The organism is Candidatus Methylospira mobilis (genome assembly GCF_009498235.1).
GTDB lineage: Bacteria > Pseudomonadota > Gammaproteobacteria > Methylococcales > Methylococcaceae > Methylospira > Methylospira mobilis.
Genome location: NZ_CP044205.1, coordinates 2,283,694 through 2,305,191 on the forward strand (window position 1 = coordinate 2,283,694; position 21,498 = coordinate 2,305,191).

Consider the following 21,498-nt stretch of genomic DNA (forward strand, 5'->3'; position numbering starts at 1 on the left):
CCCCATTCAGTCGCTACCCACATAAAAATCACGGATATTACGATGAAACCCTTAGAAATGAGGTTATCAAGCATGCTACTATTTTGACTCCTGACGGAGTGGCGCCGAAACACGCGGAACACATGTCAAACGCTCTGAGCAATCCTGTCGCGTCGCGTATCCGTCAGGGACACACAATAAATATTTAGGAGGAGCTGTTTATGTTCAAATTCAAAACCGATACATTCATAGATTACCCGATACACAGCAGTACTTTCCTGGTTCTGTTTGGTTTACTGATGTTTCTTCCGCTTATTCGCCCTCCGGTGATTTTGTCGCTGATACTGGTCAGCGGACTGGTCTATCTATCCATGTTCTTTGGCGCGAAGCTACATGTTTCAGAACCGGACGGCCAACTAACCAAATAATCCGGTTGCGCCTTGCGAAAGGCCCGCCGTATTAGGATATCGGGGGTGTGGTAGAGCGATATGGCCGGCCCCGAATACGATCATTACTCGACCGCACCCCGATCCAGAAACACTTAAATAAAGAAATGAAGGATAGCAAGACTACCCATGCCGGCCTGCTACTCCTACGCCTAGGGGCCCTGCTTTACGACGCAGTGCTGCTGTGCGCGATTCTTTTCGCGGCAACAGGCCTGTTAATGACAATACTGCACAAACAAACGCCGTTTGATACGCATGCACGGCTGTACCATATCGGGCTATTACTGCTGTGCTTCCTTTTTTTCGGATATTGCTGGACTCACGGAGGACAAACGCTGGGTATGAAAGCCTGGAAAATACGCCTGATCGGCAGCGACGGTTCTCAGGTCGGCTGGTTCCAAAGCGCCATCCGTTTCATCGCAGCGTTACTCTCGGCGAGCGCATTCGGTTTAGGCTTCCTGTGGGCGCTATTCGACCGGCAGGCGCAGTGCTGGCATGACATCGTATCCGGAACGAAACTGGTGAGGATAGAGAGGCTACCGCAAACGAAGCAACCCGTAGATAGCTCCGGCAAGAACCGTTAAAGTCGGCAATGTTGCGGTAAAAACCGGATTGACCTCATAAACCAGACCCAAATGGCCCACCATGCGGTTAAACAGATAGAATCCGAGCCCGAATACCACACCGACTACGATACGCTGCCCCATGGTGCTATCCCGCCCGACAGACAGCACGAAAGGCACAGCAACGAGCAGCATCGCTATCGTTACGAACGGGTTGACCATACGCTCCCAGAACGCCAGCTCGACGCTCAACGACTGCTGTGCGTTGTCCTCCATATAATCCATGTATTTCAGAAGTTCGGCAGCTGAAAGATGCTCAGGTTTGACGGCAAACAGGCTTAACAGATCAGGAGCGACGATCGTATCCCAACGCGTGCTATCGGCTCGATCGATGACAACGCGCGGCCCGCCAAAATAACTGCTTTTGATGCTTTCCAAATACCAGGTGCCCTTATCGTAAACCGCCTTGTCGGCATGCGACGCGCGCTTGAGTAATTTATTGCTTTCAACCTCGTAAATACTGATATCGTTCAGCATCACATGCTGATGGGTTTTTCTGATATTGATAAAAATATTGCCGTCCCTAACCCAAAACCCATATTTTGTCAATGACGCAACCTGCTCATGCAGCGAACTCGACCTTAGAATCTGTGCAGCGCGCTCGCTCACGGGAGAAACGTATTCGCCAACCAGCGCAGTAAAAATCGCCAGCAACACGCCTGCTTTGATTACAGCCAGCACGATGCCAAGCTTTGAACCGCCTGCTGCCTGAATCGCGACCAGTTCTCGATTATTGGCCAGCGCGCCCAGGCTGGACAATGCCCCCAACAGCGCTGCGGACGGAAGCAGGTCGTAAAACCCTCGCGGCGTAGTTAACGCCAGATATTTAAAAATCTCAAAAAAGCCATAATCGCCATGACCGATCTCGCCCAGTTCATCGGTAAAGGTAAAAAAATTCAATAACGCCAACAGCACCAGAATGGCGATAAACACGCCCTTGATCACCTCAAACCCAATATATCTGTCTAATACGCTCATCCTACGTATGCCTTAGCCTTTTTACCCATTAATTTTTCGTGCAATAGCTGTAGCACCCAACGTATGCCATAGAGTCTTACGATATAAAACACAATAATCGACACTACGATGGAGTAAACCCCGGCAAAACAAAACCACAGAGGGAGTTTGCCGGTTGTCATCAAGCCCTGTGAAATGCGCTGCAGATTTTCATACACCACGAAAATCAGAAATGCCTTGAATACGCTTCCGTAGACACCACCTCTGGGCGCAACCTTGGCAAGCGGCACAGCAAGCAGCGCCAGCAACAATGTTCCCGCCGGCACCGCCACCCGGCGTTGCAGTTCCGCCCATTCGCGCGGACTTTTGGAAACCAGCAGTTCTGCGGTCGCCTTGCCTTCCCGATGCAATTCCTCTTCCTGATTACTGCCCTCATCAATGCGCACTGCATAATCTTCGAAATCGCTGATAACAAAATCGGCCTGCCCAGGCGTTCCCTGATAACGCCTCCCATGCTGCATCACGACGAAGTGCTCGCCCAGATTGTTTTCCTTCAAATAGCCGCTTTCGGCAATCACCACGCCAAATTGATCGCCGCTGCGGCTTTGCGCAAAAAGCTTGCTCATGGTTTGATCGTCATCGGACAAGGACTCCGCGTACAAAACCACATCACCTTTACTGAACTCGTTGAAACGCCCCGGTTTGATACTGCGCACATCGGAAGTTTGCGAATCCTTTTCCATCAGGCTTTGCGAATTTCTCTCCGCCCAGGGCATTACATAAAAGGCAAGCAAGGCGCTAAGAAAAAACAGCGGCACAACAAAAAAGGCGATCGCGCGATACAGTCGCGACAAGCCCACGCCGGCGGAAGACCATCCCGACATTTCCTGATCGCGATACAGGCGCCCGAATACCAGCAGCACGGCCAGAAACAACGAAGGCGGCAGCAAGGTAATGGCAGCGGCCAGCATTTTCAGACCCAGCAGCTTGAACAGCGTTTCGCCGGCGATCTGCCCTTCTATGGCCTTGGCCAGTATGCTCAGAAACTTGCGACTGACGATAATCGTCATCAGCACCAGCAGCACCGTCAGCATGGTGCGCGCCACCTCGCTTGCTATGGTGCGGTCGATCACCTGCAGCCAACCCGAGCGGCGCACAGGTAAAGGTTTCAATGAAGAGTGTTTCATACTAAGCTTAACGTTTATGACACCAAAATTGCGTACACGGCGGATGGAGGCATGACTGCAACCGCCCGAGCCAAGAAAGACTGAAGGATAATAACATGGACTACTCTATCAAACTGCTGGAAAACTGGGGTGCCCTGGACACCGATTGCCTGATTGCCGGTTTTTACCATAAACGCAAACTGGGGACGAGCGCTGCTCAGCTCGACGAAAAACTCAGTGGGTTGCTGAGCCGGATACTCAAGCGCGACAGCGTCGAAGGCAAAATCGGCGACACCTTATTGATCAATCACCTTCCGGACGAACAGATACAGCGCATCCTGCTGGTCGGGCTGGGCAAAAAGGAAGAGCTGAACCGGACAAGTTATCGCAAGCTGCTCGGCGAAGCCATCCATGCGCTTAAGGCCTCCCACGCCAAACAAGCGGTGAGCACTTTACACGAAATCGATGTGCCTGACGCCTGTATCAGCTGGAAAATACGCCAGACCATCGAAATATTCGAAGCCGGAAACTACCGCTTCGATCAGCTCAAAACCACGCCGGAAAATACATCTCCCGAAAACCGTCTGTCCAAAATACGTTTGCTGGTCAGCGGCATCAAGGACGAAGCGGCAGCGGCCAAAGGCATTAAACAGGGCGAGGCCATTGCCGCCGGCATGAAGCTGGCCAAAGATTTAAGCAACCTGCCCGGCAACATCTGCACGCCCGCCTACCTTGCCGAACAGGCGCAAAAGGTAGGGAAAGGCCATAAAAAACTCAAGGTAAAAATCCTTGATGAAGCCGACATCGAACAGCTTGGCATGGGCTCGTTTCTGTCGGTTTCACGCGGCAGCAGACAACCGCCGCGACTGATCGTAATGGAATATTATGGCGCTGCCGACAAAACCGGCCCCCATGTATTGATAGGAAAAGGACTGACCTTCGATGCTGGCGGCATTTCCATCAAACCGTCCGCAAATATGGATGAAATGAAATACGACATGTGCGGCGGAGCAAGCGTGATTGGCGCGCTTGCCGTCGCCGCGGAGCTGGAGCTGCCTCTCAATGTCATCGGTCTGGTCCCCTCGTCCGAAAATCTGCCGGACGGCAACGCCAACAAACCCGGAGATATCGTCACCAGCCTGTCCGGCCTGACGATAGAAATCCTCAATACCGACGCCGAAGGCCGCTTGCTGCTCTGCGACGTGCTCACCTACGCCAAACGCTACGAACCGGCTGCGGTAATCGACGTCGCCACGCTGACCGGCGCCTGCATCGTCGCGCTTGGACGCCACCCCAGCGGCATCATGGGCAATGACGATGACCTTTGCCGTCAGTTAACAGAAGCGGGGGAACACGCCTGCGACCGGGTATGGAGATTGCCGATCTGGGAGGAATACCAGGAGCAGTTGAAGTCCAACTTTGCCGACCTCGCCAATATCGGCGGACCGGACGGGGGGACCATCACCGCAGGCCGCTTCCTGTCCAATTTCGCCAAGGAGTTCAAATGGGCGCATGTCGACATAGCCGGCACCGCATGGAAAACCGGCAAGGAAAAAGGCGCGACCGGCAGGCCGGTTCCGCTGTTGAGCCAGTATCTTATCGATCAGGTCGAATAACGGCGGGCGCAGCCCGCCCCCTCATCTAAACCCGATGAAAGACAGCCCATGCCGCAGACCAGCGCCACTGTTTTCATATCCATTCCAGCAGCAACGATGATGAGGAAGCCAGGCGGGTCAGGCGAGCCTCCTGCGCCTAAGAATGGGCGCAGAGAGCTTCCGGCGACGGATTTGCAGCGTGGTTATTTTACCGACACGCTTCCGCATGTCTCGACTGGCTTGCCTCAACCAGACCGCTCCGCTTATGAATTTTCAACCACTCACCAAAAACAATAACCAGACCTCCTGAAACTATTCAGATCAACAGCATGACCCTACCCTTTCAAAAAAACACCCCGGATCAGGGTTGCAAATCATGACCCGTATCGATTTTTACAAACTGGCGTCCGGCGACCCGCGCCAGCGCCGGCTGCTGGCCTGCCGCATCGTGGAAAAAGCCTGGCGCACGCGCATCCATATCTATGTTCTGGCAGCCGACCTCGACGAGGCGCGCGCGCTGGACGACATGTTGTGGACATTCCGCCAGGGCAGCTTCATTCCGCACGCCGTTTTAGCCGAGGACGGAACCGCGACGGACGGCGTTTCCATCCTGATCGGAGTGCAGACCCGGCCGCCGCCGGGTTACAGCGAACTGTTGGTCAACATGAAACTCGATCATAACGGCCATGTAGACGCATTCGAGCGCGCAATTGTGGTGCTGAACGAAGACCCGCGTATCCTCCGCCTCGGGCGGCAACGCTACAAGGAATACCGCGAAGCCGGACACCAGATCGAAACTCACTTTTTCGATGCATCAGGCAATGCGGCGGTTGGCCCGCCGCCCGCACAGGAATAGACTTGAACGAAAGAGCGGCATACATCCCTACTTTGCGTTACCGTGCAAATCGCGGAGCGAATGCCTAAGCCACTTCCCCGCCGGAGCGAAGGCGAAATTTTGCGAAGCGTGCTACGCACCGCCTGAGACGGACTGCGCTGCATTGCAGTCCGTCGGGCTCGTAGCGGGCTGGGTGAGGAAAACCGGGTGTGGCGCTAGCATTTGCATGCCAAGGGGGGCGACGCTTGCGCCACGATCGGTTAGAATTCTTTTATCTCTCACATTCGAGGTATTCATACAATGAACGCGCGTCTAACGGCCTCGCTATGCTGTGCCTTGTTTCTTTTCGGCTGCCAATCCGTTCCCGACAAGGGAGCCAGAGGCACATGGACCGAATCCACCCTTTCCGAACAAACGCTGAAAAAAATCCAGGCTGACTCCTTCGACTACCAGCAATGTCTGCACCAGCAACTCATGGGTGAAATTCCGGCGGAAACGGATGAGAGCACCGTCACCGACATGATCCTGGGCCGTTGCGAAGAGCGCCTGAAACCGATAAAAGCGACTTTTGACGCCGAAAAAGTGCCTGACGATATCAGCAGCCGTTATCTGGAAAAAAAACGCAGCTACGCAAAACGCAATGTGATGAGATTTGTGCGCTCCGTGCAAGCAGCCCAGGCTGCGGAAGCGGCCTCGAAACCGGCCGCCATCAAAAGCTCTCCGGCTGATCCGCCGCAATGAGCGACCTGATCCCCACCACGACTGGAATTCGTGTTACAAAAACCGAGGTAGTTTAAAAATGATCTTTCGCCCTGTTTTACTGATGTCAATCCTGATTATCGCCGGCGGTCAGGCCGTAGCGGAAAACAAAGCGGACGCCGCGACGGCGGATAGCTGGAGCGAATCGACGCTTTCCGAAAAAACCCAGCAGCAAATTCAGACCGAGGCGTTAAACTATCAAAAATGCCTGAATCAACAGCTCATGGCGGGATTTCCGACGGAAACCGATCCGCGCGCGGTAACCGATACCATCCTGCGCCGCTGCGAGGAACAGTTGATACCGATAAAAAAGACTTTTGACGCCGAAAAAGTACCCGACGAAATCAGCAACCGCTATCTACGCCAAAAACGTACGCAGGGCGCGCGCAACGTGCTGAAATTCGTGATGTCGGCACAGGCGGTAAAAGCGGCGGAAGCCGCTTCCAAACAAATCGATAATCAAAACAACCAACCCAGGTAATACGTCATGATGAAAATCGATCTGAACCTGATTCCTACCACCTTCGACGCCATACACGCGGCATTGGCAATGACGGTGGCCGGTCTGTTTTTCCTGCTGATTTTGCTGCTGATACTGGCGCTGCTGACTTTCCTCAGGAGAAAAAATACAACGGATTCAATGCCGGAGCTATCCGCCACTGCCGCGCCTGTCAGCGAAACGCCGTCCGCTTCGAACGGAAGCAGCATACCGGAAAAGCCGGTTCAAGCTCCCGAGATTGCAGCCGGCTCGGCGCTGCAACTGCTGGCGCTGCTGCAACAGGAAGCCCGTTTCGTCGATTTTCTCCAGGAAAATGTCGCCGTCTACAGCGACCAGGAAATCGGCGCCGCGGCGCGGGTAGTACATGACGGCTGTGTAAAAATCGTGCGCAAGCACTTCGATATCCGGCCGGTATACGAACAGAGCGAAGGCAGTTCCATCACCCTGCCCCCAGGCTTCGACGCTTCCAGTACGCGCCTGATAGGTAACGTGGTGGGCCATGCGCCGTTTACCGGCACCCTGGTGCATAGGGGATACCGCGCCACGCGTTGCGAATTGCCTCATCTCACAGCCGGACATGACCCGCACATCATCGCCGCAGCAGAGGTTGAGCTGTGAGCCGCATATTTTCGCTCGGCATCGACCTCGGTACGACCAACAGCGTTTGCGCCTACCTGCGGCTGCCGCAAACAGCGGATGAAACTCAGACCGTCGAGGTATTGAATATCCCGCAGCTGGCGCAGCCCGGCTCGATCGACGAGCTGACGCAACTGCCTTCATTCATCTACCGGGCGCACCTCGACGAACTCAAGGCATCCGATCTGGCGCTGCCATGGAATGAGCACCCTGCGGCGATAAGCGGCGAAATTGCCAGACAACTGGGCGCCCGCACCCCTATCCGTCTGGTCGCCAGCGCGAAAAGCTGGCTTTGCCATAGCGGCGTGGATTGCCGCTCGACAATACTCCCCGCGCAAGCGCCGCCCGAGGTCGAACGTATATCACCGTTACAAGCGTCCATACATTATCTGGAACACATCAAAAACGCCTGGGATCATAAGAACCCGGAATACCCGTTGAGAGATCAGAGCGTCGTACTGACGGTGCCTGCGTCATTCGATCCGGCTGCGCGCGAACTGACCCTGGAAGCGGCCAGGGCGGCCGGAATACAGCAGGCTGTATTGCTCGAAGAACCGCAGTCGGCGGTTTACAACTGGCTGCAGGACAGCGGCGGAAGCTGGCGCGAACAGGTTAAACCGGGCGATGTCATACTGGTAGTCGATGTCGGCGGAGGAACGACCGATCTTTCGCTGATTGCAGTCAGCTCGGATGAAGGCAATCTGGCGCTGAACCGCATCGCAATCGGACAGCATATCCTGCTCGGCGGAGACAACATGGATCTTGCCCTGGCTTGGTCGTTGAAACTCAAGCTGGAGCAGGAAGGCAAAAAACTCGACGCCTGGCAAATCCAGGCCTTGACGCATAGCAGCCGCGACGCCAAGGAGTCGCTGATGAGCGATGACGAGTTACAGGAAGCCGCGGTGGTGGTTCCGGGACGCGGCTCTTCCCTGATAGGCGGCACCATACGCACTACCTTGACGCGTCAGGAAATCAATCAGACCTTGCTGGAAGGTTTTTTCCCGCAGATAGCCATTACCGAACACCCGGCCCCGCAGACGCGCGCCGGCCTGACCGGCCTGGGACTGCCGTATGCGCGTGACGCCAGAATTACCGCCCACCTGGCTGCGTTTCTGAGCCATCAATATCAGGCCGGAGAACAGGGCGGCCAAACAGGCTTTCTCCACCCGACCGCGCTGCTGCTGAACGGAGGCGTATTCAAATCCGCTTCATTAACGCAAAGACTGCTGGCTGTGCTCAATGGCTGGCTGTCCAAGGAGCAAGCGCCGCCAGCGCGCGTTTTGAGCGGGATCGATCTCGATCTGGCCGTAGCCAAGGGCGCAGCCTATTTCGGACTGGTACGCCGGGGCCACGGCCTGCGCATACGCGGCGGAACGGCGGCCTCTTATTACGTCGGCATCGAAAGCGCGATGCCGGCCATCCCCGGTTTTCCTGTCCCAATGGAAGCGCTGTGTATTGCTCCTTTCGGCATGGAAGAAGGCAGCAGCGTCGAACTGTCCTCCGATACCCTCGGATTGGTGGTCGGCGAGCCGGTGCGTTTTCGCTTCATGCACTCGACCACCCGCCATGGCGACATCCCCGGAATCCGTCTCGATCAATGGCAGGAGCACGAACTCGAAGAGCTCAACGAAATAGAAATTCAGCTTCCTCCCGGCGAGCGCAATCCGGGCGAAATCGTTCCCGTACACCTCGCGGCGCATATTACCGACGTAGGAACATTACAGCTCGAAGCCGTTGCCGCCAACAGCGACGAACGCTGGAAGGTGGAGTTTGATGTACGCGCCGGCGGTACCGACAATACGCAAAGATAAGATCTTGACATGAGCAATGCCGAATCGCCGCGCTATCTGATCGGCATCGACCTCGGAACCACCCATACCGCAGTCGCTTTTACCGATCTGATTCAAGCCCGGCGAACACAGCCCGAACTGGAATTGTTTCATATACCTCAGTTGATAGCGCCGGGCAAAGTGGAAGCCCGCTCTCTGCTGCCTTCTCTACGCTACCACCCTGCCATAGACGAGCTGGCGGCAACCGATCTGCTGTTGCCATGGCAACGGGAATACGAACCCGGATCGCCGGTGCATGGCGAGTTGGCGCGCCTACTCGGCGCCAAATCGCAAGGAAGGCTGGTCAGCAGCGCTAAAAGCTGGTTGTCACACAGCCTGATCGACCGTCACGCACCGATACTGCCATGGGATGCCGTCGAAGATGCCGCACGCATCTCACCGGTAGAAGCCAGCGCAGGCTATCTGAGCTACGTTCGCGACACATGGAACCACCAACGTCCGCTTTTTCCGCTGGAAAATCAGGACATCGTACTGACCGTACCCGCATCTTTCGATGAAACCGCGCGCAAGCTCACTCTCAATGCCTCAAACGACGCAGGATTAACGCGCATTCATTTGATTGAGGAACCACTGGCGGCCTGTTATGCATGGCTGTGGCAACATAGAGACACCCTGAAATCGCATCTGGCGAATGTATCCCTGCTTCTGGTTATTGATGTCGGGGGCGGTACCACGGATCTGACCCTGATCAGCGTTACGCAGGGAGATCAAGCTCCGGAGCTCAAACGTATTGCAGTCAGCAATCATCTGATGCTGGGCGGCGATAATATTGACCTGATGATGGCGCATCATGCCGAACAACAATTAACAGGCGGAGTTCAACGGCTCTCCGCCGCCGAATTCGGACAATTGACCCATCAATGCCGTTTGGCCAAGGAGAAAATTCTCTCTGCCGATGCCCCGGAAACCTTGACGCTTACCCTGCTGGGTTCGGGAGCGCAAATCATCGGCGGCGCACGCTCCGTCACGCTCGATCGCGACGAGGTGAAAACACAGATACTTGATGGTTTTCTGCCGTTTGTTGCGCTTGGAGCCGGCATCCAGCAAAAACGCAGCGGCGTAACCGGACTGGGTTTGCCCTACTGCAGCGACCCGGCCATTACCCGGCATATTTCCGCTTTTCTATCGCTACACGGCTGCTCCGCGGATAACTCCGATCGCGGCATACCCGACGCCGTTCTGTTCAACGGCGGCCTGTTTAACAGTCCATACACTACGCGTAGAATTCTGGATCAACTGACGCAATGGCGTGGCGTGGCGCCGATCGAACTCGTCAATCAGGATACCGGCACCGCAGTTGCCCGCGGCGCGGTTGCCTATGGGCTGTCCCGGCGCGGCGTCGCCATTCACAAAGTGGGAGGCGGTTCCGCTCGCAGTTATTTTCTGCAGCTACCGGCCGAACGCGACCAAGAAAATCCTGGAATCTGTTTGCTGCCTAAAGGAACGGAAACCGAAACCGAAATTCCGCTGGAAAGCAAAACCTTCAGTCTGACATTGGGGCAAACGGTCAGCTTTCAAATTTTTTCCACCACGGAAGAACTGGCGGTTACAGCCGGCAGCCTGGTGGATTTGAATCACGAGCGTTTTCTCCCGCTTCCGCCGCTGCTACTGGCGTTTAACCTTGAAACTGAAAGCGGGCGTACCGATGCGCCCGTCAAGCTGGTCTCTTGCCTGACGGAAATAGGAACCATGGAAGTCGGCTGTTTATCGCTGGATGAGCCAGAGCGGCGCTGGAACATGGCGTTTGAACTGCGTGGCGCGCAACCGGTTTCAGACAGCCGGCTTCAAACGGCGTCTCACCCCGGCCTGGATGAAGCGCTGGCTTTAATCCGTCCGACTTTTGAAAAAAAAAGCAGGGAAGTAGACTCGCGTAAAATAAAAAACCTGCGCCAGGATCTGGAAAATATTCTGGGCGCCCGAGATACCTGGAACATCGGTTTGTTGCGCAGATTGTTCGACGAACTGATGCTGGGGCTGTCTCAACGCAAGCGTTCAGCGGTACACGAACGGCTTTGGCTTAACCTCGCCGGATACTGTCTTAGGCCCGGCTATGGTGACCCTACTGACCCATCGCGTATCATATGCCTGCTCGATATCTACGCTCAAGGCATACAATATACCAAGGAAACGCGAAACTGGGCCGAATGGTGGACGTTATGGCGGCGTATCGCCGGTGGTTTGAATCAACAGGCGCAGGAGCGTATTTATTCTTCCATAACCGGTTTTATCAATCCTGAAAATGCCAAAAGAAAAAACCTGCAGGCAAGCGGCGCGCAAAAAGCCTTTGAAGACATGGTGCGGCTGGCAGGCTCTTTGGAACGGATTGCTATCCCTCAAAAAACGGAACTGGGAGGCTGGCTCGCGCAAAGGCTGGAAAAAGCCGCGGAAGCCGCAGCCGCTTGGTGGGCATTGGGGCGCATAGGCAATAGAATACCCTTGTACGGCAGTTGCCACACAGTGGTAAGCGCGTCCACCGGTCAGGAGTGGCTGCATCTGCTATTGGAACAGGATTGGAAACGAAACCGGCAGGCCGCCTTTTCCGCCACCCTGATCGCGCGAATGAGCGGCGACCGCAGCCGGGACATTGATCAACAAACGCGCGCATTGGTCGCGGATAAACTGACACGCGCAAAAATGCCGGAAAACTGGCTGGCCATGGTCAACAATCTGCAGCCTATCGACCTATCCGATGAAAATCGGGCGCTTGGAGAAATGCTGCCTCCCGGCCTAAAGCTTGTCTCAAATGGCTCGCCGGAATGAAGCGGCGGCGGATTTGCATCTTATCGAATCAATGAACATAACCGGGCTTAAAGCGCAGATACGCTTACCAGCTCTATGGATCATCGTTGCCGGCAGTTATTTGGCCATGGCTAAAATATGCCTGGAGCTTGGCGCTATCGGCGGCACGATATCACCGTTCTGGCTTCCCGCAGGACTGGTGATGGGATTGACGCTGGCCCTCGGCTATCGAGTGCTTCCGGGGATTTTCATCGGCCAGTTGCTGAGCGGCGTTCTGCTGGAAACGCATACCGGGTGGCTGGCGCCCTTTGCTGAAGCGGGCGGCAATATCCTTGAGGGCATTATTTTCCGCTATCTGGCAGCCGGCCGGCCCATCACTACCGTGCGCAGCTTCCTGAATGTTCTACCCGGCGCCGCGCTGGGCAGTCTGGCGAACGCCGCCATAGGTGTAAGCGCATTTACCTGGTCCGGTGCCATTAACCCCGACATAGCGCTACAGGCCGCTTTAACCTGGTTCATAGGAGACATAGGCGGCGCCTTGATAATAATGCCGGTAATCGCCGGTTGGAAAATCATCAATTGGAATGTATGGAAAAAAACCCGGTTTCTGGCGGAATTCGGTTTTTTATCGCTGTTGACGGTTACGCTGAGCTATATCGCATTTTTCGATACATTTTCGCTTCCAAGCTACCCACTGGTATTTTTGCTGCTGCCGCTGCTGCTCTGGGGAGCCTTCCGCTTCGATTACAGCGCAGTCAATTTGCTCAACGCAATATTGACCGGAGTAGCCGTTGCCGGAACCACCCATGGTCACGGCCCGTTCGCAATTGCAGCGCCGATCATGTCGCTCACGCTGTTGCAAATATTTACTGCGGCGCTCGTTTGCACTTCATTGCTGGTGATGCTGATCAATCGCGAACGCCGGAATGTCATGATTGATATTCGACAGCAGGCAATCGAACTGGAACATCGCGTACAAAAGCAGACAGGAGCATACAGGGCCGCCAACTGGGAGCTTAGAGAATCGGAGAAGCGTTTCCGCTTTATGCTGGAAACCAGCCCTATTTCGGTACGCATCACCAGCACTGACGGTCGCAAGATCCTGTTTGCGAACCGGCGCTACGAGGAATTGATCAATGTCTCTGCCGGTCGCGCCATTGGTATCAACCCGACCACCTTTTATAAAAATCCGGACGATTACGAGAGTGTGCTGAAAATACTGAAAGCGCGCGAAAACATTTTCAATCGTCTGACCGAGTTGAGCGTACCGGGAGCCGGGACCAAATGGGTGCTGGCATCCTACCTGTCTATACGTTACCAGGGAAAAAGCGAGTTTCTCGGCTGGTTTTACGATATTACCGAACACAAACAAGCCGAAGAAAAGCTGACCTTGTCCGATCGGGTTTTCAACGAAACCCATGAAGGCATCATTATCACCGATGTCCAAAACCGCATCATCGACGTCAATCCGGCCTTTTGCACTATCACCGGCTATACACGCGACGAGGCTATCGGACAAACGCCGCATTTTCTTCGCTCCGGCAAGCAACCCCCCGAATTTTACACCGCGCTGTGGGGCACCTTGAACGAAACCGGACACTGGCAGGGCGAACTCTGGAACCGCAAGAAAAACGGCGATCTCTATGCCGAACGCCTGACCATTTCGGCCCTGCGCGACGATCATGGCATCGTGCTGCACTATGTCGCGCTGTTTTCCGATATCACCCAAACCAAGCAGCAGCAGCAGGCGCTCGAACTGATGGCCCACTACGATGCGCTGACCCAACTGCCCAACCGCGTGCTGTTCGCCAAGCACTTCAATCAGGCCATTTCTTACAGCCGGCGCGAGTCGGCGCTGCTCGCGGTGTGTTATCTCGACCTGGACGGCTTCAAGCAGGTGAACGACTCGCTCGGTCATGACGCCGGCGATCAACTGCTGATCGAGGTCGCCAACCGCATTCAGAGCAGTCTGCGCGGAGAGGATACGCTGTCGCGCCTCGGCGGCGACGAATTCGCGTTGCTGATTAACGATCTGCAGTCGTTCGACGAATGCGAACAGGTGCTGGTGCGTATCCACCAGGCCATCGCGCAACCGTATTTGATCGGCGGCCAGGCGGTCAATGTCGCCGCCAGCACCGGCGTAACGCTATACCCCCGCGACGACGCCGACCCCGATACCTTGCTGCGCCATGCCGATCAGGCCATGTATCTGGCCAAGACCTCCGGACGCAACCGCTATTGCCTGTTCGATAGCGAGCAGGCGCAACAGATGCAGCGCCAAAGCCGGCAACTGGAGCAGATCGAAGCCGCTTTTGTGCGCAAGGAGTTCTGCCTGTTCTATCAGCCCAAAGTCAACATGTCCAGCGGCGAGGTGGTCGGCATGGAAGCCTTGATACGATGGAATCATCCCGAGCGCGGCATCGTAGCGCCGGCGGCTTTTCTGCCGGCTGTGGAAGGCAGCGCGTTCGAGATTGTGCTCGGCAACTGGGTGATCGATACCGCATTGGCGCAGCTGGATAGCTGGCGCGGCATCGGCCTGGAAATCGAAGTCAGCGTCAATATTGCGCCGCGCCACCTGCAGGATCCGGATTTTTTTATCACGCTGCACGCGCTGCTGGCCCAGCACCCCGTCATCCCGGCGCGCCGGCTGCAGCTGGAAGTAGTGGAAAGCAGCGTGCTGAACGATCTGGGACGCGTCAGCGAAGTCATCGCGCTGTGCCGCAGGGAGCTGGGGGTCGGCTTCGCGCTGGACGATTTCGGCACCGGCTATTCGTCGCTGACTTACCTGCGCCGCCTGCCGGTAGACAGCGTCAAGATCGATCAGAGTTTCGTACGCGACATGATCGACGATCCTGAGGATCACGCCATCGTCAACGGCGTCATCGCATTGGCCCGGGCATTCAAGCGCGAAGTCGTCGCCGAAGGCGTGGAAACCTGCGAACATGGTATGGTATTGTTGGACATGGGCTGCGATCTGGCCCAGGGTTATGGCATCGCGCGGCCGATGCCTGCGGATGCGGTTGCGTCATGGGTACGTGATTATCGACCCGATGAGGTGTGGCGCAAAGCGCCTGTTTCCTGACGAAAGGTGCCCGATGCAGAATTGATCTTTTTTATAGTTTTAATCCTGCACCCGGCCTCAGTTCGCTTTACTCTCCTCCTGGCAGCTCTTTCTTGTTTCCTCTGCTATCCGCGAGCGGCTCTATTCAGTCTATGCGCTGAACAGGCAGCTTCTTTTTTTATTTCTTGGCGCTACTGATCTGTTTATCAACCTGCGCCTTGGTTTCAGCAAACGCACTCGTCGGTACGCTTTCCATTTCCCTGCTTTTCAGCATAAACACCAATCCTATTGCCACAACAATGACGCCTGCGATGTAGAACCAAAAGTTGTCATTCTCTTTTTCCATCTTAGCCACCTCATGAAGTGAAACACTAAATAATCAAGGTGGTACGACCACTGATGACCGCCCACCGGAAGCATAGTCGCATTACGCTACGTTACCTGAGGGACGGCGCCCGGAAAGGCGTCGCTCTCAAGGCAGGATTATTCTATTACATCAAATTATCTATTTCAACAAAAAAGCACCAGAAAATCGAATCAGCGCCTATATCCCTCCGAAAACACGAGGAAGATCACGTCCCCCTCTTGCTTTCTACAAGCTTTTTGATCCAGATCACATTTTTAACAGGGAAAAAAACTTACAGTAAACACACGCTGGCCCAGATCAGCGGGATCTGTAAACTATTATATTTAGGAGAGCTACTATGAGCGGAACGCAAGAAAAAGAAAAAGATTATTTCTGGTTCTATGTTGGCGGCGTTGTTCTGGCTGCCATTGTCGTATTGGGTCTGGTAAAAAGCAGCGAGCACGGCAAATATGAAATGGCCAGCAAAGCCATTGCAGTTGATCCAACCCAATCCGCCTATTTCAATAAGAAATAATCTGCATTTACGCGATGACGGGGATATGCTCCCCGTCATCGCGATCTACTCTTCCGAACAATACCGATACAAACCCGCGCGGTCGAGCAGCGTTAACTGCTTGGACTTCACGTTTATCAAGCCTTGAGCCTGAAACTGGTGTAATAACCGGCTCACCGTTTCGTGGGTGATACCCAAATAGTTTCCTATTTCCTCGCGCGACATGCTTAAACGAAACTCGGTCGACGCATACCCACGCAATCTAAGCCGCTCGGAAATATGTATGATGAAACTCGCCACGCGTTCATCCGCGCTTTTCCGGCTCAACACCATTTTTTCGACGCTTGCGTCGAACTGATAGCCGGAACGCTGCAACAATACTTGTGCCAGACTCGGCGTATCCCTGGCGAGCACTTCAAGCTGCTGTGTCGGCAGCTCGCAATAATTGACGTTTTCGAGTGCGATCGCAGTGCAACGATAACGCTCCGTAGAAAAGCCGTCGAATCCCAGCAGTTCTCCAGGCAGCACGAAATCGACTACATACTCGTTGCCATTTTTATCGAGCGCGACCAGTTTGGAGCTACCCGACCTGATGGCGATAACCCCCCTGAAAGGGCTGCCCGCATGGTATAAGGCGGCCCCCTTCGGAAGGGTATTGTTACGTCTGACCAGGGTTCCAAGCGACTCGATTTCCTCACGGGTCAGTCCTTTGGGGATGCAGATCCGGCCCAAATTGCAATGTTCGCAAGTTACGGGCATACGCGCATGGAGCGCAGAATGTGTGTGATTTAATACGGCTGTCATCTGCCTTGATGATTACAATCCGAACAACAGGAGGTCAACGATGAACCCCCACAAGCATGAGGCAATACCCTGAACTATTAGCTTATTTCAGACTATCTTCGTAGGCCTTGCGGTCCTTATCATAAAGCCGCTCGAGCGCTGCGCAGGAAGGCTGCCCAGGCGCATCACGGCATTCTCGGTACTCGCGCCGCGACGTTTCCATCCGAATAGCAGCTTCTTCCGACGCAGGATTTTTAGGCACTACAGTTTTAGAGCATCCTGCCGCTGTCAACACCAGCGCCGTCATTACTGCCAGCGGCATTGTTTTTATGTATTGTGTTCTCTGCATTAGTTTTCTTACTTGATTTAGTCTCTACGGGCCAGCGCGCATGCAAAAAACCCAGTCAGATTTTCCGACAATACGCCGTAGAAGCCGCCCAAGCCAAGATACTACGCAATATGTCGGCCTAACGCAATGCCCCGCCAATCAACTTGGATGCGTCGGGCTAACATGACCTGGGAAACTACTCCGCGAACTGCACGGCTTCACGATTAAGCGCCAGCCATTGCAAGCCGATAATCGGTATCGCCGAGTCTATCGACCCTTGCTGCATCAACGCCATCGCTTCGGCAAAACCAACCACGCTGACTTTAATATCCTCATGCTCTTCGGCTAATCCGTGCACGCCACCGACGCCGTGAGTATCGATCAGGCCGCAAAACAAGGTAATTTGTTCGGACGAGCCTCCGGGGCTGGTATAAAACCGGCCTATGCGTATCAACTTTCTGATAAAGCACCCTGCTTCCTCCCGGGACTCGCGCATCGCCACTTCCTCAATCGATTCGCCTTCTTCTATACCGCCGGCGACTATTTCCAGCAGCCAGGGATTTCCCCCCGACTTCAACGCGCCGACTCTGAATTGCTCCAGCAATACAACTGCGTCACGTTCCGGATCATAAAGCACCACGGCAACGCCATTGCTGCGCTGATAGAATTCACGCGACAACACCGGGCTCACGCCGCCGCCAAACAACTCATGCCTTACGCGCAATCGCAACAGGTTAAAAAAACCACTATGCAATACTTTTTCATCAACAATATCAAAAAACCTGGTCATGCGAAACGCTCGATAGCTGATTTAATGCAGGCGGAATACCGACGTCAAATCGCGTAAATGGCGAGCCTGATCTTCCATGGACTCGGCTGCCGCCGCAGATTCCTCTACCAGTGCGGCATTTTGTTGCGTCACAGCATCCATTTGCGAAATGGCGCGGTTTACCTGGTCAATTCCGGCGCTTTGCTCCGATGAGGCCGCCGAAATCTCCGCCATAATATCGGTTACGCGGCGTACCGAAATGACTATCTCATTCATGGTTTCGCCTGCCTGCTCGACTTGATGACTGCCGCTGTCGACTTTTTCCACCGAATCCGATATCAGTTGCTTGATTTCCTTGGCGGCGGAGGCGGAACGCTGCGCCAGACTACGCACTTCACTGGCAACCACTGCAAAACCTCGACCTTGTTCGCCGGCACGCGCCGCTTCCACAGCGGCATTCAATGCCAAAATATTAGTCTGGAAAGCCAGGCCGTCTATGACGCCGATAATATCGACAACTTTGCGCGAGCTTTCCTGGATAGAACTCATGGTATTAACGACATCACCGACCGCTTCACCGCCTTTGAGGGCGATAGCGGAAGTATCCATGGCCAGCTGATTGGCCATGCGCGCATTATCGGCATTTTGTTTAACGGTCGCAGCCAACTGCTCCATGCTGGATGCCGTTTCCTGCAAGCTCGCCGCCTGCTGCTCGGTACGTTGCGACAAATCCATGTTGCCGCCGGCTATTTCAGTCGCGGAAGAATGAATGGTTGCCACGGAACTCACTATATCGCCTATCATCGTGGACAAATAATCATGCGTTACATTGATACCGTCGGCGGCTTGTCCGAATAATCCCGGGTAGTTTTTTTCGATACGTTGCGACAAATTGCCGCTCCCCAATGCGGTGGCAACACGCGAAATATCGCTCAATCCTTCGTAGGCGGTCAGGCTCAAGCGGTTCAGTAATTCGGCCAGGGTTTTCGCATAGCCCTGTTTGCTTGTTTCATCCATGCGCGCGCTGAAATCACCATTGGCGACAGCACCAACGACATCGCGCACCTCATCTATAATGCTTTGCAAACTGGCTTTCATGCGCGCCATTGCCGCCAGGATACTGTCGCCGCCGCCGTCGGCAATGCTCACATCGACGCTCAAATCGCCCGCGGCAATACACGAGGCGATACGAACCGCCTCATCGGGGTTGCCGCCTAATTTATGTAATAACTGTTCGTTGAGCGTATTCAGGGACAAACAAATATCCCTGTCAAAACCTCTGCGCCCCGACACGTCGGTACGATGAGTAAAACTGCCTTGAACTGCCGAAGCTACACCCTGCTGCACTTCAGCTACGATGCCCAGCAGATCATCCTGCATCCTTTTAATCGACGCCAGCAGACTGGTTTTATCCCCGGCCTTCAACGCAATCGGGTTTGACAAATTACCCTGGGCGATATTTTCTGTAATCTTCACAACTTCCGCAGGCTCTCCGCCCAGTTTTCCGAGCAGCATCCGCGCTATCCAGCCGCTGACAGCTATACCCAACAAAATGCCGATGACGACCAGCGTCGACACGGCTGTGTAGCCGAACGACATAGCGTCCAACGCCTCCGTGCTATTCTGGCCTACGCGCATATTCAAAAAATCCTTGAGTTCATCCAGATCTTTCTCATAGGCGAGCTGAGTCGGACTCAGTTTTTCGAGTAAAAAACGTTGTGCATCTTCCCGTTTTGCAGGGTTTTTAGCCCACAGTGTAAAAATATCGAGCTTGGAATCATAGCTGGTATGAGTTTCCGTCAGCTTGTTGAATAACTGGCGTCCCTCCGCCGAGCGCATCAATCCCCCCAGTCTGCCCATAATTTCCAGGGAGATATCTCTCGCCTGTGCGAGATTGTTAAACTCCTTCGCAATATCATCCATGTTTGTCAATAATAATGCACTCCTGGCAAACTTTGATTCGCTTTCGAGCTTCAACCGCAAAGTAAACGCATAATCCAGTTGAAGATAGCGGCGCTTGACCAGATCGACTTCGAGTTCGTTGAGATGGCGCAGGGTTAAAATGGAAAATCCGCCCACTATCACCAATAAGCACAAAACAAAACCGAAGCCAAGCAGCAACTGCTGTCTGACGCGCATCCTGGAAAAATTCATACGCCCCCCTATTCCTTTTCCGTGGCAGAATACACAAATTACAGTTGCAAACAAACCTGGCTATTGAAATTTAACCGATTCCAGAAAACCGCTAATGGAATGTCCGAAGCTGCTTCCCAACTGATGCGAAAGCCGGTCCAGCAATTGCTCCTGCGGCGTGTAGTTAACTCTATCTTCCGCCCCGATAATATCCTTGGCGACATGACGGATATCGCCCACATCATCGGCCAAACCCAGAGCGATAGCTTCCGAACCGGCCCAGACCATGCCGGAAAACATGTCCGGCGTTTCTTTCAGGCGGTTGCCGCGCCCCTGTTTCACCGCATCAATAAATTGCAGATGTATCTGGTCGACCAGCTGCTGGATCCGTTCTTTCTCTACGGCATCGACCGGCCCGAAAGGGTCCAGCAAGGCCTTGTGCGCGCCGCCTGTTATCAAACGCCTTTCCGCACCGAGCATTTTGATGGTATCGACAAAACCGAACCCGTTCATGATCACGCCAATGGAGCCGACCACGCTGGAGGGATGCACATAAATTTTGTCCGCTGCTGCGGCTATGTAATACCCTCCTGATGCGCACATATCCGATACGACAGCTAAAATTGGCAGATCGGGCTTTTCCTTCTTGACACGCCGGATTTCATCGTACACATAACCCGCCTGCACCGGACTGCCGCCCGGCGTATTGAGATGAAGAATAATGCCTTTAACGTTCTTGCTGTCCGCAGCATCGCGCAAACCGGCGATAATATTGTCGGCACTGGACTCGGTATCGCCGGCAATGACACCGGTTACATCAATAACTGCGGTATGTTTATTGCCGCCTGATGCGCTCTCGCGATCGAAAGGACCGGCAATCAACCAAAGACTCACTCCCAGATAGACTGCGAACAGCGATTTAAAAAAAATCCCCCAATAACGGGCGCGACGCTGCTCGCCAACGGCGGCGAACACCAATTTTTCCAACACCGCACGCTCCCAGTTGGATTGATTACTATTCGTAGTTTCGGCTTTGGCCTTGTGATCTGATTGTGATTCCGACATGTTGTCTCTCATTGGTTCAAAATATGGTAACTATTCAGTTATCGCGTTGAATTAAAAAACGCGTCGTTCCGGCAGGGAATGCAGCAACCCAAACGCCACGGCTGGTATCAGAGTAACATTCCTGTCAACTGGATACCGGCATTTCCTGCCGGTATGACGCGGAGAGTTTTTCTCCGTACAAGGCCGATCAGACTGATCAGTCTGAATAGTTACAATTTTTGTAACTATTCAGCTAATGCTTCTCCGTTTATCCGTTCGCAGTGGGTCTGTCAAACCTTAGGCGAATTAGCCATCAAGACCACAGATGAGTAAGAGGAAGCGAAGTGAGTCTGTCCAGAACGCTTGCAGCCCGGATAGCCGCAGCCGAACCTGATGGGCGGATTTGCGGATGCACCGGCACGCTTACGCGTGTCTC

The 21,498-nt window shown here is 54.3% G+C and carries 19 protein-coding genes; 11 read left to right on the plus strand and 8 right to left on the minus strand.

All coding sequences use genetic code 11. From position 1 onward, the window contains the following. Nucleotides 1-200 precede the first annotated feature (200 nt). Together F6R98_RS10180 and F6R98_RS10185 are read left to right on the plus strand one after the other, a co-directional pair. Nucleotides 201-407 (plus strand): hypothetical protein, encoded by a 207-nt coding sequence (locus tag F6R98_RS10180; protein ID WP_153248916.1) that lies wholly within the window; start codon nucleotides 201-203, stop codon nucleotides 405-407. A gap of 125 nt (nucleotides 408-532) precedes the next feature. Beyond that, complete coding sequence (locus F6R98_RS10185) at nucleotides 533-1,009, plus strand: RDD family protein (protein WP_153248917.1); 477 nt, start codon at nucleotides 533-535, stop codon at nucleotides 1,007-1,009. Here the strand turns inward: F6R98_RS10185 and lptG are convergent. Then, nucleotides 962-2,026: an LPS export ABC transporter permease LptG gene (lptG, locus tag F6R98_RS10190; protein ID WP_153248918.1), complete on the minus strand. Its 1,065-nt coding sequence runs from the start codon at nucleotides 2,024-2,026 to the stop codon at nucleotides 962-964. The genes F6R98_RS10185 and lptG overlap by 48 nt on opposite strands. Continuing rightward, entirely contained in the window at nucleotides 2,023-3,192 is a 1,170-nt protein-coding gene (gene lptF / locus F6R98_RS10195; RefSeq protein ID WP_153248919.1) for an LPS export ABC transporter permease LptF, read from the minus strand. The genes lptG and lptF overlap by 4 nt, the downstream gene beginning before the upstream one ends. Nucleotides 3,193-3,287: 95 nt before the next feature. Between lptF and F6R98_RS10200 the strand changes: the two genes are divergently transcribed. The 8 genes from F6R98_RS10200 to F6R98_RS10235 all read left to right on the plus strand — a co-directional run bounded on the left by F6R98_RS10200 (nucleotide 3,288) and on the right by F6R98_RS10235 (nucleotide 15,166). Then, nucleotides 3,288-4,787 carry a leucyl aminopeptidase gene (locus F6R98_RS10200; protein WP_153248920.1) on the plus strand — a complete coding sequence of 500 codons (1,500 nt, stop codon included), beginning with the start codon at nucleotides 3,288-3,290 and terminating at the stop codon, nucleotides 4,785-4,787. Nucleotides 4,788-5,142: 355 nt separating this feature from the next. After that, nucleotides 5,143-5,622 (plus strand): DNA polymerase III subunit chi, encoded by a 480-nt coding sequence (locus F6R98_RS10205; protein ID WP_153248921.1) that lies wholly within the window; start codon nucleotides 5,143-5,145, stop codon nucleotides 5,620-5,622. Nucleotides 5,623-5,901: 279 nt separating this feature from the next. Further along, a complete protein-coding gene (locus F6R98_RS10210; RefSeq protein ID WP_153248922.1) occupies nucleotides 5,902-6,342 on the plus strand; it encodes a hypothetical protein in 441 nt (146 codons plus the stop codon). An 82-nt stretch (nucleotides 6,343-6,424) separates the two neighbouring features. Next, nucleotides 6,425-6,841, plus strand: coding sequence for a hypothetical protein (locus F6R98_RS10215; protein WP_153248923.1), 417 nt, complete (start codon nucleotides 6,425-6,427; stop codon nucleotides 6,839-6,841). A 6-nt stretch (nucleotides 6,842-6,847) separates the two neighbouring features. Beyond that, a complete protein-coding gene (locus F6R98_RS10220) occupies nucleotides 6,848-7,477 on the plus strand; it encodes a DUF2760 domain-containing protein (protein WP_228125207.1) in 630 nt (209 codons plus the stop codon). Then, a complete protein-coding gene (locus F6R98_RS10225; protein ID WP_153248924.1) occupies nucleotides 7,474-9,306 on the plus strand; it encodes an Hsp70 family protein in 1,833 nt (610 codons plus the stop codon). Before F6R98_RS10220 ends, F6R98_RS10225 begins: the two co-directional genes overlap by 4 nt. Before the next feature lie 9 nt (nucleotides 9,307-9,315). Continuing rightward, nucleotides 9,316-12,105 (plus strand): Hsp70 family protein, encoded by a 2,790-nt coding sequence (locus F6R98_RS10230; protein ID WP_153248925.1) that lies wholly within the window; start codon nucleotides 9,316-9,318, stop codon nucleotides 12,103-12,105. Then, a complete protein-coding gene (locus F6R98_RS10235) occupies nucleotides 12,089-15,166 on the plus strand; it encodes an EAL domain-containing protein (protein WP_153248926.1) in 3,078 nt (1,025 codons plus the stop codon). Before F6R98_RS10230 ends, F6R98_RS10235 begins: the two co-directional genes overlap by 17 nt. Before the next feature lie 157 nt (nucleotides 15,167-15,323). On the opposite strand, the gene F6R98_RS21590 is transcribed toward F6R98_RS10235, so the two are convergent. Then, nucleotides 15,324-15,491 (minus strand): hypothetical protein, encoded by a 168-nt coding sequence (locus F6R98_RS21590; protein WP_194270218.1) that lies wholly within the window; start codon nucleotides 15,489-15,491, stop codon nucleotides 15,324-15,326. A gap of 358 nt (nucleotides 15,492-15,849) precedes the next feature. Between F6R98_RS21590 and F6R98_RS21595 the strand changes: the two genes are divergently transcribed. After that, entirely contained in the window at nucleotides 15,850-16,026 is a 177-nt protein-coding gene (locus tag F6R98_RS21595; protein ID WP_194270219.1) for a hypothetical protein, read from the plus strand. 45 nt (nucleotides 16,027-16,071) lie between these two features. Here the strand turns inward: F6R98_RS21595 and F6R98_RS10240 are convergent, their stop codons facing one another. The 5 genes from F6R98_RS10240 to F6R98_RS10255 form a co-directional block, all read right to left on the minus strand. Beyond that, nucleotides 16,072-16,764 (minus strand): helix-turn-helix domain-containing protein, encoded by a 693-nt coding sequence (locus tag F6R98_RS10240; protein ID WP_153248927.1) that lies wholly within the window; start codon nucleotides 16,762-16,764, stop codon nucleotides 16,072-16,074. Nucleotides 16,765-16,891: 127 nt separating this feature from the next. Beyond that, nucleotides 16,892-17,110: a hypothetical protein gene (locus F6R98_RS21600; RefSeq protein ID WP_194270220.1), complete on the minus strand. Its 219-nt coding sequence runs from the start codon at nucleotides 17,108-17,110 to the stop codon at nucleotides 16,892-16,894. 202 nt (nucleotides 17,111-17,312) lie between these two features. Beyond that, nucleotides 17,313-17,906: an NUDIX domain-containing protein gene (locus tag F6R98_RS10245; protein WP_153248928.1), complete on the minus strand. Its 594-nt coding sequence runs from the start codon at nucleotides 17,904-17,906 to the stop codon at nucleotides 17,313-17,315. Nucleotides 17,907-17,927: 21 nt separating this feature from the next. Continuing rightward, complete coding sequence (locus F6R98_RS22625) at nucleotides 17,928-20,039, minus strand: methyl-accepting chemotaxis protein (protein WP_153248929.1); 2,112 nt, start codon at nucleotides 20,037-20,039, stop codon at nucleotides 17,928-17,930. Between the two features lie 60 nt (nucleotides 20,040-20,099). Next, complete coding sequence (locus tag F6R98_RS10255; protein WP_153248930.1) at nucleotides 20,100-21,083, minus strand: S49 family peptidase; 984 nt, start codon at nucleotides 21,081-21,083, stop codon at nucleotides 20,100-20,102. Between the last annotated feature and the right edge of the window lie 415 nt (nucleotides 21,084-21,498).

Bases quoted from the DNA above. Each gene is read 5' to 3' on its own strand.
- lptF (WP_153248919.1), bottom strand. From the start codon at position 3,192: ATGAAACACTCTTCATTGAAACCTTTACCTGTGCGCCGCTCGGGTTGG.
- F6R98_RS22625 (WP_153248929.1), bottom strand. From the start codon at position 20,039: ATGAATTTTTCCAGGATGCGCGTCAGACAGCAGTTGCTGCTTGGCTTC.
- F6R98_RS10215 (WP_153248923.1), top strand. From the start codon at position 6,425: ATGTCAATCCTGATTATCGCCGGCGGTCAGGCCGTAGCGGAAAACAAA.
- F6R98_RS21590 (WP_194270218.1), bottom strand. From the start codon at position 15,491: ATGGAAAAAGAGAATGACAACTTTTGGTTCTACATCGCAGGCGTCATT.
- F6R98_RS10200 (WP_153248920.1), top strand. From the start codon at position 3,288: ATGGACTACTCTATCAAACTGCTGGAAAACTGGGGTGCCCTGGACACC.
- F6R98_RS21600 (WP_194270220.1), bottom strand. From the start codon at position 17,110: ATGCCGCTGGCAGTAATGACGGCGCTGGTGTTGACAGCGGCAGGATGC.
- F6R98_RS10245 (WP_153248928.1), bottom strand. From the start codon at position 17,906: ATGACCAGGTTTTTTGATATTGTTGATGAAAAAGTATTGCATAGTGGT.
- F6R98_RS10235 (WP_153248926.1), top strand. From the start codon at position 12,089: ATGGCTCGCCGGAATGAAGCGGCGGCGGATTTGCATCTTATCGAATCA.
- F6R98_RS10185 (WP_153248917.1), top strand. From the start codon at position 533: ATGAAGGATAGCAAGACTACCCATGCCGGCCTGCTACTCCTACGCCTA.
- F6R98_RS10210 (WP_153248922.1), top strand. From the start codon at position 5,902: ATGAACGCGCGTCTAACGGCCTCGCTATGCTGTGCCTTGTTTCTTTTC.
- F6R98_RS10240 (WP_153248927.1), bottom strand. From the start codon at position 16,764: ATGCCCGTAACTTGCGAACATTGCAATTTGGGCCGGATCTGCATCCCC.
- F6R98_RS10205 (WP_153248921.1), top strand. From the start codon at position 5,143: ATGACCCGTATCGATTTTTACAAACTGGCGTCCGGCGACCCGCGCCAG.
- F6R98_RS21595 (WP_194270219.1), top strand. From the start codon at position 15,850: ATGAGCGGAACGCAAGAAAAAGAAAAAGATTATTTCTGGTTCTATGTT.
- lptG (WP_153248918.1), bottom strand. From the start codon at position 2,026: ATGAGCGTATTAGACAGATATATTGGGTTTGAGGTGATCAAGGGCGTG.
- F6R98_RS10180 (WP_153248916.1), top strand. From the start codon at position 201: ATGTTCAAATTCAAAACCGATACATTCATAGATTACCCGATACACAGC.
- F6R98_RS10230 (WP_153248925.1), top strand. From the start codon at position 9,316: ATGAGCAATGCCGAATCGCCGCGCTATCTGATCGGCATCGACCTCGGA.
- F6R98_RS10220 (WP_228125207.1), top strand. From the start codon at position 6,848: ATGATGAAAATCGATCTGAACCTGATTCCTACCACCTTCGACGCCATA.
- F6R98_RS10255 (WP_153248930.1), bottom strand. From the start codon at position 21,083: ATGTCGGAATCACAATCAGATCACAAGGCCAAAGCCGAAACTACGAAT.